Source organism: Pseudonocardia sp. 2-7 (genome assembly GCF_056341085.1).
In genome coordinates this window covers 1,666,360-1,679,499 of the sequence record NZ_CP094507.1, presented here as the reverse complement: position 1 = coordinate 1,679,499, position 13,140 = coordinate 1,666,360, and the positions used below count along the sequence as shown (strand labels likewise).

At 72.6% G+C, this 13,140-nt stretch carries 14 protein-coding genes; 4 read left to right on the top strand and 10 right to left on the bottom strand.

The features are described from left to right. Positions 1-83: 83 nt before the first annotated feature. A complete protein-coding gene (locus MTO91_RS08370) occupies positions 84-1,544 on the top strand; it encodes an MFS transporter (protein ID WP_476654201.1) in 1,461 nt (486 codons plus the stop codon). Between the two features lie 234 nt (positions 1,545-1,778). On the opposite strand, the gene MTO91_RS08365 is transcribed toward MTO91_RS08370, so the two are convergent. The 9 genes from MTO91_RS08365 to MTO91_RS08325 form a co-directional block, all read right to left on the bottom strand. Beyond that, positions 1,779-3,323, bottom strand: coding sequence for an alkaline phosphatase D family protein (locus MTO91_RS08365; RefSeq protein ID WP_476654200.1), 1,545 nt, complete (start codon positions 3,321-3,323; stop codon positions 1,779-1,781). 66 nt (positions 3,324-3,389) lie between these two features. Further along, positions 3,390-3,536: an MFS transporter small subunit gene (locus MTO91_RS08360; protein WP_157818505.1), complete on the bottom strand. Its 147-nt coding sequence runs from the start codon at positions 3,534-3,536 to the stop codon at positions 3,390-3,392. Beyond that, the gene (locus tag MTO91_RS08355) at positions 3,533-4,921 is read right to left on the bottom strand and encodes an OFA family MFS transporter (protein ID WP_476654199.1); all 1,389 of its coding nucleotides are present in this window, start codon (positions 4,919-4,921) and stop codon (positions 3,533-3,535) included. Before MTO91_RS08355 ends, MTO91_RS08360 begins: the two co-directional genes overlap by 4 nt. Positions 4,922-5,055: 134 nt before the next feature. Further along, entirely contained in the window at positions 5,056-6,345 is a 1,290-nt protein-coding gene (gene clpX / locus MTO91_RS08350) for an ATP-dependent Clp protease ATP-binding subunit ClpX (protein WP_020625701.1), read from the bottom strand. A 170-nt stretch (positions 6,346-6,515) separates the two neighbouring features. Next, positions 6,516-7,178 carry an ATP-dependent Clp protease proteolytic subunit gene (locus MTO91_RS08345; RefSeq protein ID WP_062404399.1) on the bottom strand — a complete coding sequence of 221 codons (663 nt, stop codon included), beginning with the start codon at positions 7,176-7,178 and terminating at the stop codon, positions 6,516-6,518. A gap of 29 nt (positions 7,179-7,207) precedes the next feature. Continuing rightward, complete coding sequence (locus MTO91_RS08340) at positions 7,208-7,804, bottom strand: ATP-dependent Clp protease proteolytic subunit (protein ID WP_062404398.1); 597 nt, start codon at positions 7,802-7,804, stop codon at positions 7,208-7,210. A 295-nt stretch (positions 7,805-8,099) separates the two neighbouring features. Further along, positions 8,100-9,545: a trigger factor gene (gene tig / locus MTO91_RS08335; protein ID WP_476654198.1), complete on the bottom strand. Its 1,446-nt coding sequence runs from the start codon at positions 9,543-9,545 to the stop codon at positions 8,100-8,102. A gap of 211 nt (positions 9,546-9,756) precedes the next feature. Continuing rightward, positions 9,757-10,062: a hypothetical protein gene (locus MTO91_RS08330; RefSeq protein ID WP_476654197.1), complete on the bottom strand. Its 306-nt coding sequence runs from the start codon at positions 10,060-10,062 to the stop codon at positions 9,757-9,759. Between the two features lie 74 nt (positions 10,063-10,136). Further along, the gene (locus MTO91_RS08325; RefSeq protein ID WP_073578081.1) at positions 10,137-10,310 is read right to left on the bottom strand and encodes a CsbD family protein; all 174 of its coding nucleotides are present in this window, start codon (positions 10,308-10,310) and stop codon (positions 10,137-10,139) included. Positions 10,311-10,428: 118 nt separating this feature from the next. Between MTO91_RS08325 and MTO91_RS08320 the strand changes: the two genes are divergently transcribed. From MTO91_RS08320 to MTO91_RS08310, 3 genes are read left to right on the top strand one after another with little or no spacing between them, the layout of a single operon-like run. Then, on the top strand, positions 10,429-11,058 hold the full coding sequence (locus MTO91_RS08320; RefSeq protein WP_476654196.1) for an RNA polymerase sigma factor: 630 nt from the start codon (positions 10,429-10,431) through the stop codon (positions 11,056-11,058). Continuing rightward, positions 11,049-11,621, top strand: coding sequence for a hypothetical protein (locus MTO91_RS08315; protein WP_062401258.1), 573 nt, complete (start codon positions 11,049-11,051; stop codon positions 11,619-11,621). Before MTO91_RS08320 ends, MTO91_RS08315 begins: the two co-directional genes overlap by 10 nt. Continuing rightward, positions 11,618-11,980, top strand: a complete 363-nt coding sequence (locus MTO91_RS08310; RefSeq protein WP_062401256.1) for an Asp23/Gls24 family envelope stress response protein — start codon at positions 11,618-11,620, stop codon at positions 11,978-11,980. Before MTO91_RS08315 ends, MTO91_RS08310 begins: the two co-directional genes overlap by 4 nt. A 35-nt stretch (positions 11,981-12,015) precedes the next feature. Here the strand turns inward: MTO91_RS08310 and MTO91_RS08305 are convergent, their stop codons facing one another. Beyond that, positions 12,016-12,837: a (2Fe-2S)-binding protein gene (locus MTO91_RS08305; protein WP_476654195.1), complete on the bottom strand. Its 822-nt coding sequence runs from the start codon at positions 12,835-12,837 to the stop codon at positions 12,016-12,018. Positions 12,838-13,140: the final 303 nt, after the last annotated feature.

Here is a 13,140-nt window from a genome sequence, read left to right as displayed (position 1 = left end):
AGTCCGGTTCACCGTCCACCGTCGCGGCGGGCGATGAGTTCGGCCGTCGGCGTCGGTCCATCACCCCGAGAGGACGGTGGACCATGGCGCAGCTCGACCTCCGGCACGGCACGCAACGGGTCTTCGCGCACCTGCTGGTGAGCACCCTGGTCGTGTCGGTCGTGAACTTCACGGTGTGGTTCGCCGTGACGTTCTGGGTGTTCCTGGAGACGGGGTCGGTCGCGGCGACCGGCATCATCGCCGGGATCTTCCTGGTGGCGACGGCGCTGACCGGGATCCCGTTCGGCGGGGTCGTGGACCGGTTCGGCAAGCGCGCGGTCATGCAGGTCTCGGCGGCGGTGTCCGCCGTGGTCTACGCGCTGTGTCTGGCCCTGCTGCTGCTCGCCCCCGACGGGGCGTTCCGCGACCCGACGGGCCCGTTGCTGTGGACGCTGGTCGTCGCGCTGATGCTGGGGGTGATCGCCGGGAACCTGCGCACGATCGCGCTCCCGACCCTGGTCACCCTGCTCGTCCCGGCCGCGGTCCGGGACCGCGCCAACGGACTGGTCGGGACCGCGACCGGGGTGAGCTTCCTGGTCACCTCGGTCGCGTCCGGGCTGCTCGTCGCGGTGGACGGGATGCGGTCGGTGCTCGTCGCCGCCCTCGTCGTGCTGGTCGTGTCGCTGGTGCACCTGTCACGGGTCCGGATCCCGGCCGCGCCCGCAGCGGCCGGCCCGGCCGTCCCCGTGACCGTCGAGGAGCGGGGCGGCCTCGACCTGCGCGGCACCGTCCGGCTCGTCGCGGGTGTGCCGGGGCTGCCCGCACTGATCGTGTTCTCCTGTGTGAACAACCTGCTCGGCGGGGCGTTCATGGCGCTGATGGACCCCTACGGCCTGTCGATGATGTCGGTCGCGGCCTGGGGGCTGCTGTGGGGCGTGCTGTCCGCCGGGGTGATCGTCGGCGGGCTCCTCGTCGCCCGGATCGGGCTGGGCAGCCGCCCGGTCCGGTCGTTGCTGCTGGTCAACGCCGTGCTCTGGGCCTCGACGATGCTGTTCCCGCTGCAGGCCTCGATCCTGCTGCTCACGCTCGGCATGGCGGTGTTCATGCTGCTCATGCCGTTCGCCGAGGCCGCCGAGCAGACCGTGCTGCAGCGGGTCGTGCCCTACGGGCGGCAGGGCCGGGTCTTCGGGTTCGCGCAGAGCGTGGAGCAGGCCGCGTCGCCGCTGACCGCGTTCCTGCTGGCCCCGTTCACCGAGCTGGTGGTGGTTCCCTACATGAGCGACGGCGGCGCCGGTGCGGCCGCGATCGGCTCCTGGTTCGGCACCGGCACCGCCCGCGCGATCGCCCTGGTGTTCGTGGTCTGCGGCGCCCTGGGCGTGGTGCTGACCCTCGCCGCCCTGGCGAGCCGCCCCTACCGTCGCCTGTCCGCCGCCTACGCGACCGGGCCCACCGGGTCCGTCACCCCCGCCGCGGAGGCCGCCGTGGCCGTGACCACCACCCCCGTCCCCGGACCGGCCACCGCCGCCCGGCTCCCCGCGGAGCCGGACTCCGCACCCCGGCGCTGACCCGGGCGTGGGCACCCGGCCGTCGCCTGGATCCACACCCCCTGGCGGGCTCCCACACCCGTCGCGACAGGTGTGGGTGCCCGCCGGAGGGTGTGGGCGCGGCCGGAGGAGCCGTCGCACCCCGGCCGGGGTCGTCGCACCCGCCGCGGAGGGTGCGACGACCCCCGCAGGGGTGCGGCGGGCCGCCGGTGACCGCCACGGGGGCTCCGGGCGCGGGGGCCGCGGACGCGGTCGTCAGGTCCGGCGCAGGGTGGTGGTCCAGAGGGAGGCGCCGGCCTGGTCGCGCAGGTGGACCTCCAGGGTCGTCCCGTCGGGGGCGACGTCGAGCTCCCCGAAGTGCTGGAACCCCTCCAGCGGGCTCGCGCCCTGCCGGGACGGTCCGCGCACGAACTCCGCCCGCGGACCGAAGGTCGGGTCGAGCTCGTTCGGACCGAAGGCACCGGCGTGCAGCGGGCCGGACACGAACTCCCAGAACGGGTCGAAGTCGGTGAACGCGGCGCGCTCCGGGGCGTAGTGGTGGGCGGCGGTGTAGTGCACGTCCGCGGTCACCCAGACCACGTTGCGGACCCTCCGCCGGCGAATCCCGGCCAGCACCCCGGCGATCTCGGACTCCCGTCCGCTCGGCGGACCGGGCACCCCGTTGGCCACGGCCTCCCAGGCGGTGTCGCCGTCGGGCACCAGCACGCCGATCGGCATGTCCGAGGCGACGATCTTCCAGGTCGCCCGCGACGACGCGAGCGCGTCGACGAGCCAGCGGGCCTGGGCCTCCCCCAGGATCCGCTCGCCGCGGCCGGTGTTGGCGGAGTTCGCGCCGCGGTAGGTGCGCATGTCCAGCACGAACACCTCGACGTGCGGGCCGAACGGCACCCGCCGGTACACCCGTCCGTCGACGGCGGTGCGTGGGTCGACCGGCTGCCACTCGTGGAACGCGCGGAACCCGCGGGCCGCGAGCACGTCCACCCGCTTCTCGGTGTAGCGCTCCCCCACCTCGCCGGTGAGGATCTCCCCCGGGTACCAGTTGTTGGTGACCTCGTGGTCGTCCCACTGCACGATCTGACCGACCGAGGCGGCGAACCGGCGCAGGTTGTCGTCGCGCAGGTTGTAGGCGAACTGGCCGCGGAACTCGGTCAGGGTCTCGGCGACCTTCGCCTTCTCGGGCGTCATCTCGTTGCGCCACACCCGGCCGTCGGGCAGCGTGACGGTCTCGGTGAGCGGGCCGTCGGCGTAGACGGTGTCGCCGGAGTGCAGGAACAGGTCGGGGTCGCGGTCGGCCATCGCGGAGAAGATCCGCATGCCGCCGGTGGCGCGGTCGATGCCCCAGCCCTGCCCGACGACGTCGCCGGACCACTGGATCCGCACCGGCTCGCCGCGCCCGGGGACCGCCCGGAAGGAGCCGGTCAGCGGCGCGCTCGCGGGACCGCCGTCGAGCGGCTCGGCGACGACGCGGTAGTGCACCCGCCCCCGCGTCGTCGGGACCCGCAGCTTCCCGGTGAGGTCGGTGTCCGGGGTCAGCACCGGGCCGGGGACCCGCAGGGCCCGCCGGAAGTCCGGCGAGCCCGCGACCTCCACGACCATCCGCGACGGCCGGTCGGCGCGCGTCCACACCAGCCCCGACCCCGGCCGGACGTCCCCGGCCTGCACCCCGTGGGTGAGGACGGGCCGCCCCGAGCGGACGAGTGCGGGCGCGGCCGGTGCGGTGCCGGGCAGGGCCAGTGCCGCGGCGCCGGCGAGACCGCCGGCGGCCGCGGTGCGGAACAGGGAGCGTCGGGAGAGAGCCACGCCCGCCGTTCTAACCCGGACGAGTGACCATGAACCGGACCGTACGGGTGAACGGCGGGCGAAGACTCAGCCGAACAGGGCGGGGATCTTCAGGACGAGCTCGTACAGCCCGTAGGCGAACGGGACGCCGACCCACACCCAGGCCAGGACGGCCCCGATCCACTGCACCGGCCCCCAGGTCGACGACCCGCCGGTCTCGGCAACGCTGCTCACGCGGTCTCCTTCTGCTGTGTCGAGCCCGGCGCGGCCGCCGCGGCGGTGGGCTCGTGGAACTTCCCGTCGACCGGGCGGATCAGCTCGTTGCAGACGAACGCGATGACCAGCAACACGATCATGATGATGAACGCGGTCGTGTAGCGGGCCGGTCCCTCGACACCGGCGTCGATCCGCGCGTCGGCGATCGCGTTGACGATCAGCGGACCGAGGACGCCCGCGGTGGACCACGCCGTCAGCAGGCGGCCGTGGATCGCGCCGACCTGATAGGTGCCGAACAGGTCCCGCAGATACGCCGGGACGGTGGCGAACCCGGCGCCGTAGAACGACAGGATCAGCACCGCGGCGACGATGAACAGCGCCCGCGACTGGTTCGGGATCAGCGTGATCAGCAGGTACAGCAGCGCGCCGACGCCCAGGTAGATGCGGTACATGTTCTTGCGACCCAGCACGTCCGACAGCGACGACCAGGCGATGCGCCCGGCCGAGTTCGCCAGCGACAGGATCGCGACGAACCCGCCCGCCGCCGCGGCGAGGGTGGCCGTGGCCCCGTTCTCCGCGAAGAAGTCCTGGAAGATCGGCGAGGCCCGTTCCAGGATGCCGATGCCCGCGGTGACGTTGAAGCACAGCACGACCCACAGCAGCCAGAACTGCAGCGTGCGGATCGCGTTGTTCGCCGAGACGTTGCCGGTCGAGATCATCCCGCTCTTCTTGGCCGTCGACGGGTCCCAGCCCGGCGGCGTCCAGCCCTCGGCGGGCACCCGGATGAGGATCCAGCCGACCGACATGAAGACGAGGTAGATCAGGCCCATCGTGAGGAACGTGGACCCGATGCCGGCCGAGGTGGCCCCGTCACCGGACCCGCCGAACGCCGACAGCAGCGAGTTCGTGAGCGGGGTCGCGATGAGCGCGCCGCCACCGAAGCCCATGATCGCCAGGCCGGTGGACAGACCCGGTCGGTCCGGGAACCACTTGATCAATGTGGAGACCGGCGAGATGTAGCCGATGCCCAGGCCGATGCCGCCGACGAAGCCGTAGCCCAGCACGACCAGCCAGTACTGCTCGGCGTAGAGACCGAGACCCGAGATCAGGAACCCGGCGACGAAACAGCTCGACGCGACGACCATCGCCCAGCGCGGGCCGTTGCTGTCGACCTTCGTGCCGAACAGCGCCGAGGACAGGCCCAGCATGATGATGCCGAGCGTGAAGGGCAGCGCCGTGGCGACGCCCGACAGGTCGAGCGCGTTCGCCAGCGGGGTCTTGAAGACGCTCCAGGCGTAGACCTGGCCGATGGCCAGGTGGATGGACAGCGCGGCCGGTGGGACGAGCCAACGGCTCCATCCGGGTGGAGCGACGATGCGCTCCCGCGTGAGAAATCCGGACATGTCGCCCTCCGTCGTAGTTGACGGAGCAACGCTAAGTAGTGCGGAAGGGTGCAGCAACCCGAGCGGGTCTCGAAACGACAACGCCGGTCCCACCTGCAGGTGGGACCGGCGTCGGGTCGGATCTCGCGGCGGGCTCAGGCCGAGCGGTCGCGCCGCTCCCGGCGCTGCGGCTGGCGCGGGACGATCGTCGGGTTGACGTTGTCCTTCACCGTCTGTGCCGTCACCACGACCTTCGCCACGTCGTCGCGGCTGGGGATGTCGTACATGACCGGGAGGAGCACCTCCTCCATGATCGCCCGCAGGCCACGGGCGCCGGTGCCGCGCAGGATCGCCTGGTCGGCGACGGCGTCGAGGGCGTCCTCGGCGAACTCCAGCTCCACGCCGTCCATCTCGAACAGCTTGCGGTACTGCTTCACCAGGGCGTTCCGCGGCTCGGTCAGGATCTTGACCAGGGCGTCCTTGTCGAGCGAGGTCACCGAGGCGACGATCGGCAGCCGGCCGATGAACTCGGGGATCAGGCCGAACTTGATCAGGTCCTCGGGGAGGGTCTCGGCGAAGCGCTCCGCGGAGTCCAGGTCCTTCTTCGAGCGGATGTCGGCGCCGAAGCCGATACCGGACTGGCCGACCCGCTCGCCGATGATCCGCTCCAGCCCGGCGAAGGCGCCGGCCACGATGAACAGGACGTTCGTCGTGTCGATCTGGATGAACTCCTGGTGCGGGTGCTTGCGGCCGCCCTGCGGCGGGACGCTCGCGGTGGTGCCCTCGAGGATCTTCAGCAGCGCCTGCTGCACACCCTCGCCGGACACGTCGCGGGTGATCGACGGGTTCTCCGACTTCCGCGCGATCTTGTCGACCTCGTCGATGTAGATGATGCCGGTCTCGGCGCGCTTCACGTCGTAGTCGGCGGCCTGGATGAGCTTGAGCAGGATGTTCTCGACGTCCTCGCCCACGTAGCCGGCCTCGGTGAGGGCGGTCGCGTCGGCGATGGCGAACGGGACGTTGAGCATCTTGGCCAGCGTCTGCGCCAGGTAGGTCTTGCCGCACCCGGTGGGGCCGAGCATCAGGATGTTCGACTTGGCGATCTCGATGCCGTCGGAGGCGTCGCCGCCCGCGGCACGGCTGCGCTCGCCCGCCTGGATGCGCTTGTAGTGGTTGTAGACCGCCACCGACAGCGTGCGCTTGGTGGTGGCCTGACCGACGACGTACTGGTCGAGGAACTCGTGGATCTCGGTGGGCTTGGGCAGCTCGTCGAGCTTGACCTCACCGGCCTCGGCCAGCTCCTCCTCGATGATCTCGTTGCAGAGATCGATGCACTCGTCGCAGATGTAGACGCCGGGGCCGGCGATGAGCTTCTTGACCTGCTTCTGGCTCTTCCCGCAGAACGAGCACTTGAGCAGGTCCCCGCCGTCGCCGATGCGTGCCATAGGTGTCGATCCCCAGTCCTGGTCCGGCGTTCTCGCGTCGCGCCCGTCGCCCCGTGCGGGTTGACGGTACCTGCCCGCGGCCCGCACGGGGACCGGAAGCGGTGTCCGGTTCCCCGGCGGGTCGCCGGGCGGTCACCGGCGGCCGGAACCGGCCGCCGGTGACCCGGGTGTCACTTGCCGCCGGCGGTACCGGACAGCTTGCGGCTCTGCACGATCTCGTCGACCAGGCCGTACTCCTTGGCCTCCTCGGCCGTCAGGATCTTGTCCCGGTCGATGTCCTCGCGCACCTGGTCCGCGGAACGGTTCGAGTGCCGCGCGATGACCTCCTCCATCCGCTTGCGGATGCGGGAGATCTCCGCCGCCTGGATCTCCAGGTCCGACACCTGGCCGTACACGCCCTGCGTGGCCGGCTGGTGGATCAGGATGCGGGCGTTCTCGACCGCCATGCGGCGGCCCGGGGTGCCCGCGCACAGCAGCACCGCCGCGGCCGACGCCGCCTGCCCGAGGCAGACGGTCTGGATGTCGGGACGGATGAACTGCATGGTGTCGTAGATCGCCATCAGCGACGTGAACGACCCGCCCGGCGAGTTGATGTACAGCGAGATCTCGCGGTCCGGGTCGAGCGACTCGAGCACCAGCAGCTGCGCCATGGTGTCGTTCGCCGAGGTGTCGTTGATCTGCTCACCGAGGAAGATGATGCGCTCCTCGAAGAGCTTGTTGTACGGGTTCGACTCCTTGACCCCGTAGCTGGTGCGCTCCACGTAGGACGGGAGCACGTACCGGGAGCGGGCCGGGTCCGGTGCCCAGCCGCCGGGGCCGCGCAGGTCGGTCATCGACTCCGGGTGGCGAGGGTCGAAGGTGCTCACTTGTCGCTCCCGTTCTGCTCGCCGATCCGCCCGGCGTGCGTCACGACGTGGTCGACGAAGCCGTAGTCCTTGGCCTCCGGCGCGGAGAACCAGCGGTCACGGTCGGAGTCCCGCTCGATGGTCTCGACCGACTGACCGGTGTGCTGGGCGATCAGCTCCGCCATCTCCCGCTTGGTGCGGCGGAACTGCTCGGCCTGGATGGTGATGTCGGCTTCGGTGCCACCGACGCCCGCGGACGGCTGGTGCATCATGATCCGTGCGTGCGGCAGCGCCGAGCGCTTGCCCGGGGTGCCCGCCGACAGCAGGAACTGCCCCATCGACGCGGCCATGCCCATCGCCGTGGTCGCCACGTCGCACGGGATCAGGTTCATCGTGTCGAAGATGGCCATGCCGTCGGTGACCGAGCCACCGGGCGAGTTGATGTAGAGCTCGATGTCCTTGTCCGGGTCCTCGGCCGCGAGCAGCAGCATCTGCGCCGCGATGCGGTTCGAGATCTCCGCGTCCACCTGCTGACCGAGCACGATGATGCGCTGCTGGAGCAGGCGGTCGTACACGGAGTCGGACAGCGACATCGCGCTGATGCCGGACCGCATCTGCGGCCCGGTGCCGCGGCCCGCGGACGGGCCGGTGTCCTGCTGGCTCACTTCACCCTGCTTTCCGAAGTCGGGCCCGCCCCCGTGGCGCGGACGCCGCGGGAGAGGGTCCCGGAGTCTTCCTCTGGATCGCTCTCGGTTCTCCGGTGTCGGGTCTTGCGAACCCGTTCACGGTCCGGTTGGGGACCGGTTCGGAGCCGACCCTACGCGGAGCGGATGCCCCGCGTAGGGAACGACGCCCGATGTTCGCCGACAGCGCACGACGAGTCGTGCGGGACCGCGCGACGACCGCCGATCAGGCCTTCGCGTCGGCCTTGTCGGAGGCCTCGTCGGCGGTGGTGTCCGCGGCGTCGTCGGCGGTGTCGTCGGCACCGTCCACGTCGGTCGCGGGGATCTCCTCGACGGTGGTCTCGTCCTCGTCCGGCCCGAGCAGGTCGGACAGGTCGACGGCCTCGCCACCCGGCAGGGTGACGGTGGCGGAGCGCACCGCGGTGATCAGCGCCTTGGAGCGGCGGACGTCCTGGTAGATCACGCCGAGCTGGCCGGCCTGCTGGATCTGCTGGACGAACTGCTCCGGGGCCATGCCGTACTGCTGCGCCTGGTAGACGATCCGCTCGGTGAGCTCCTGGTCCCCGACCGAGATCTCCTCGCGGTCGGCCAGGGTGTCGAGCACGAGGCGGTAGCGGACGGCCTTCTCGGCCTCCTCGCGCGTCTCGGTGTCGAACTGCTCGCGGGTCTTGTCCTGCGAGGAGAGGAACTCGCCGAACTTGTCCTCGTCGTGGTCGAAGGCGTGCACCGCGTCGTGGGTGCGGGTCTCGACCTCGGCGGCGACGACCGACTCCGGCAGCGGCACCTCGGTGTCCTCGACGAGCTTGTCCAGGAGACGGTCACGGGCCTGCGCGGCCTGCTCCATCCGCTTGGACCGGCCCAGACGCTCGCGCAGGTTCTCGGTCAGCTCGTCGAGCGTGTCGAACTCCGAGGCCAGCTGGGCGAACTCGTCGTCGGCGTCGGGGAGGTGACGCTCCTTCACGGTGGTCACCTTGACGGTGATCTCCGCGTCGGAGTCGGCGTGCTCACCGGCGACCAGCTTCGAGGTGAAGGTCTTCTCCTCGCCGGCCGACATGCCCTCGAGGGCCTCGTCGATGCCGTCGATGAGACCGCCCTGGCCGACCTCGTAGGAGAAGCCGGTGGTGGTGGCCTCCTCGATCTCCGTGCCGTCGACGGCGGCGGAGAGGTCGATCTGGACGTAGTCACCGGACTGCGCGGGACGCTCGACACCGGCCAGGGTGCCGAACCGGGCGCGCAGCTGGTCGAGCTGCTCGGTGACCTCGTCCTCGGTCACCTCGGTCTCGTCGACCTCGACGGTCAGGCCGTCCAGGTCGGGGAGGGTGATCTCGGGGCGGATGTCGACCTCGGCGGTGAACGCGATGCGCTCGCCGTCGGCGATCTCGGTGACCTCGATGTCGGGCCGGCCGATCGGCTTGACGTCCTCGGACGTCACCACGGCCTCCTGGTACTTCACCGGGATCGCGGCGTTCACGACCTCGTCCAGGACGGGGCCACGGCCGATCCGGGCCTCCAGGATGCGGGCCGGCGCCTTGCCCGGGCGGAAGCCGGGGATGCGGACCTGCTGGGCGATCTTCTTGTACGCGCGGTCGAAGTCGGGCTTGAGCTCGTCGAACGGCACCTCGACGTTGATCCGGACGCGCGTCGGGCTGAGGTGCTCGACGGTGCTCTTCACGGTGGAACTCCTTGGGCGGTACGAGTGCTGCAACGGGCCGCGGCTCGCGCGGCCCCCGGTCGGTGGCCCCGCCCGCCGGCGCCGGACGATCCCGGCTCTGCGCCGGGCGTCCCGTGCCACCGGCCGCCGGGTACGTGGGACGCGCCCGGTGACGGCGGGGCTCGCGCGAGTCTAGGCGAGCCCGGTCACCGTGCGACGGCCCGGGCGCGGGTCAGGGTGCGACGGCCCCGCCCGCACCGACGTCGGCGACGGTCACGTCGACGGCCAGGGTGTCGTCACCGAGGACGGCACGGACCCGGTCGGCGACCTCGTCGGCGACCACGGAGAACGGCCTGCCCAGCCGGAGGACGACGGCGATCTCCACCGGGTCGGCCAGCCGCACACCCTGGACCCGGTGCCCGGGCAGGTACGACGCGATCGAGCCGAACGGGCCGCCGTCGAGCCGCAGCACCGACGGGTGGGCGAGCACGGCGTCCACGACGGCCTGCGGGCCGGGTCCTGCGGCGGGGTCGGTCACGGGTCGGACCCTAGCCACACACGACGGCGGCGGCACCCCGCTGCGGGGTGCCGCCGCCGTCGTCGTCGTGCGGGTCAGCTCGTGAAGGTGTCCTTGAGCTTCTCGCCGGCCTGCTTCAGGTTGCCGGTGGCCTGGTCCGCCTTGCCCTCGGCCTGCAGGTCCTTGTCGTCGGTGGCCTTGCCGGTGGCCTCCTTGGCCTTGCCACCCAGCTCCTCGGCCTTGTTGCTGATCTTGTCTCCGAGACCCATGGGGCTCACCTGATTCCTGATCGCGTGTCCGGCGGGCGGGGGTGCGAGCCGGTCGCTACCGTCGCTGACGGGGTGGACTACCCCCACCCTCCACTTCCCACACCCCGACGGGGCGTCCATGGCGAACGCACAGGTCAGCGGCCCACCGGCCGCCGGGCCTCCGGGCCCCGGCGTGCCGTCGGCGCGGGTGCCGTCGCGGGCCGCGCTGGACGAGACCACGCTGGTCGTCCGGGCCCAGGACGGCGACGTCGGCGCCTTCGAGGAGCTGGCCCGCCGCCACCAGAACGCCCTGTTCCGGGTCGCGGTCCGGGTGCTCGGCGACGCCACCGACGCCGAGGACGCCCTGCAGGACGCGCTCATCGACGCCTGGCGGCGGATCGGCGGCTTCCGCGGCGAGGCGGCCTTCTCCACATGGATGTACCGCATCGTCACCCACCGCTGCACCGCGCTGGTCCGGCGGCGGCGACGGACCGACCCGCTCCCGACCGACGACGGGCCGGGCGCCCCGGCCGACGACCGCTCCCCCACCCCGGAGCGGGCGGCCGAGGTCGACGCGGAGATGGCGGCCCTGTCGCGGGCCGTCGCGTCGCTGCCGGAGGACCAGCGCACGGCCTGGGTGCTGCGGGAGCTGGAGGGGCTGGGCTACAGCGAGATCTCGCAGATCACCGGGGCGGGTGAGACCGCCGTCCGCGGCCGGATCCACCGGGCGCGCGGGGCACTGGCGGAGAGGATGCGGGCATGGCGGTAGAGAGGAGCGGGGCGGAGCGCGTCGAGCCACTGGCCTGCGGCCGGGACGCCGCCGACGTCTGGGACCACGCGGAGGCGGGTGTGCTCGACGAGCACGAGCTGACCTGTCCGCACTGCGTGCGCGCGCACGCGGACCACGACCGGCTCGGCGGGCTGGTGGCGCGGATGGCGGCCGAGCCGCTGCGGCCGCCGCCGTCGGTGCTGGAGCAGGTGATGGGCGCGGTCGTCGCGGACCTGCGCCCGCACGAGCTGCTCGCCCTGGGGCCGGACGCCTGGCTGGGCAGGCCGACCGCGGAGGCGGCGCTGCGGCACGTCGTGGACACGATGGACGGGCTGCGGGCCCGCCGGTGCCGGATCGAGCAGCTGCGCGCCCCGGACGGTTCCGGGGACGGCCCGGCCGCGGTGTGGGTGCGGGTGACCGTCGCGGCCCGGTTCGGGGTCGACCTCGCCTCGGTCACCGCGCGCGTCCGGCAGATGATGATCTCGGCAGGGGACCGCACGCTCGGCGTGCCGATCGCCGGGGTCGACATCCTGGTCGAGGACCTGTGGGAGGAACCGGCATGAGCGGGCGCACGACGGTCACCGTCTCCGACCTGGCCGTCGCACGGGTGGCGGCGCGGCGGGTCCGGCGGGTGCCGGGGGTGGCGGCGCTGATGGGCGACGTCACGCAGACCCTGCTGGGACTGGCCGCGGACTGGCTGCCCCGCGACCCGGTCCCCGAGGAGCTGCGGGTGCAGGGCCTGGTCGCGTCGGTGCACGGGCACGAGGCCGAGATCCGGGTGACGGTCGGGGTGCGGTTCGGCACGAACTGCGCCGAGCTGGCCGAGCGGGTGCGCCGGGAGGTGACCGAGGAGGTCGCGACGGTGTGCGGCCTCGACGCCCGGGTGCGGGTGACCGTCGCCGACATCGCGCTGCCGGCCTGAGCCGCGGCCCCTTCTCTCCGCGCGCGGAGAGCGGGTCAGGCCCGGCCGGCGAGCACGCAGTCGCCGCAGGTCCCGCCGCCGGGGGCGCGGACGTAGAGGCAGCAGGAGCGGCGCCGGAACGCCCACTCGGTGTCCGGGTCGGTGTCGTCGAGGCGGAGCAGCCGGCCGGTGGCACCCGACGGCAGCGGCCCGCGCAGCACCGGGTGGTCGGCGAGCGCGTCGAGCAGGGCCAGACAGCGGCGCCGGTCCGGGCGTCGCACGGTCTCCATGACCCGTGCCGCCCCGCCGATCGAGGACACGACGTTGCCGCGCAGCACCCGCGGCGACACCACGGCCCGGGCCGCGACGGCGGCGTACAGCGGATCGAGGTGGGTGGTGGCGAGCTCGCGGGCGAGCAGGTCCGCGGCGCCGGCCGGGTCGTCGGCCACGTCCGGGGTGGCGACGCCGGTGGACCCGGCGGGCAGGCTCGGCGCCCACGGGTCGTCGGCGCCGGGGTCGCGGCGCAGCTCCCCGAGCGACGGGAGCACACCGTGCAGGGCGACGGCCGCGAAGGGCATCGACACGATCCGCGCCGCGAGCCCCATCACCGCCACCGAGGCACCGATCCGCCGGTCCCCGCCGAGCGCGGTGGTGACCTCGTCGATCCGCCGGCCGAGCGGGTCCGGGCCGCCGGGGACCGGCGCGGCGTGGAGGTCGTCCCACCGGACGGTCCCGGAGGCGGCGGGGGTCGCCACCGCGAACCAGGGACCGATGGTCGCGACGTCGGCGAGGACCTCCGCCACCCGGCCGTCGGTCACCCGTCCGGGTGAACCAGGCAGCGGCCCGGGTGTGGCGACGCGGATCGGGGGCACGTTCACGGGGGAGCAGTCTGCCCGACCCGGATACGCGTTGCGTAACGGTCCGGACGCCCCCGGCGATCCCATGCAGAAGAAGGCCGGTCCCGACGGATGGTCACGCCTCGCTCACCGTCCGGACACGGGACGGCAACGTTGACCTGCTCGCATGGTCAGCGATCCACATCACGGGACCGGTGGGCCGCTCTCAGTAGCGCACCCCGGTGGCGACGTGCGACTCTGTGCACTCGCCAGACCGCACTCGCCGGGGTGTGCGGTCGAACCGTGCCGCAGGAATGGCCGGGTACTGGAAGTCAGCGCCCGGCC

Coding starts and splice junctions, on each gene's coding strand:
- MTO91_RS08325 (WP_073578081.1), bottom strand. CDS start 10,310: ATGGGTCTCGGAGACAAGATCAGCAACAAGGCCGAGGAGCTGGGTGGC.
- MTO91_RS08315 (WP_062401258.1), top strand. CDS start 11,049: ATGGCGGTAGAGAGGAGCGGGGCGGAGCGCGTCGAGCCACTGGCCTGC.
- clpX (WP_020625701.1), bottom strand. CDS start 6,345: ATGGCACGCATCGGCGACGGCGGGGACCTGCTCAAGTGCTCGTTCTGC.
- MTO91_RS08310 (WP_062401256.1), top strand. CDS start 11,618: ATGAGCGGGCGCACGACGGTCACCGTCTCCGACCTGGCCGTCGCACGG.
- MTO91_RS08345 (WP_062404399.1), bottom strand. CDS start 7,178: ATGACCGACCTGCGCGGCCCCGGCGGCTGGGCACCGGACCCGGCCCGC.
- MTO91_RS08320 (WP_476654196.1), top strand. CDS start 10,429: ATGGCGAACGCACAGGTCAGCGGCCCACCGGCCGCCGGGCCTCCGGGC.
- MTO91_RS08370 (WP_476654201.1), top strand. CDS start 84: ATGGCGCAGCTCGACCTCCGGCACGGCACGCAACGGGTCTTCGCGCAC.
- MTO91_RS08355 (WP_476654199.1), bottom strand. CDS start 4,921: ATGTCCGGATTTCTCACGCGGGAGCGCATCGTCGCTCCACCCGGATGG.
- MTO91_RS08340 (WP_062404398.1), bottom strand. CDS start 7,804: ATGCGGTCCGGCATCAGCGCGATGTCGCTGTCCGACTCCGTGTACGAC.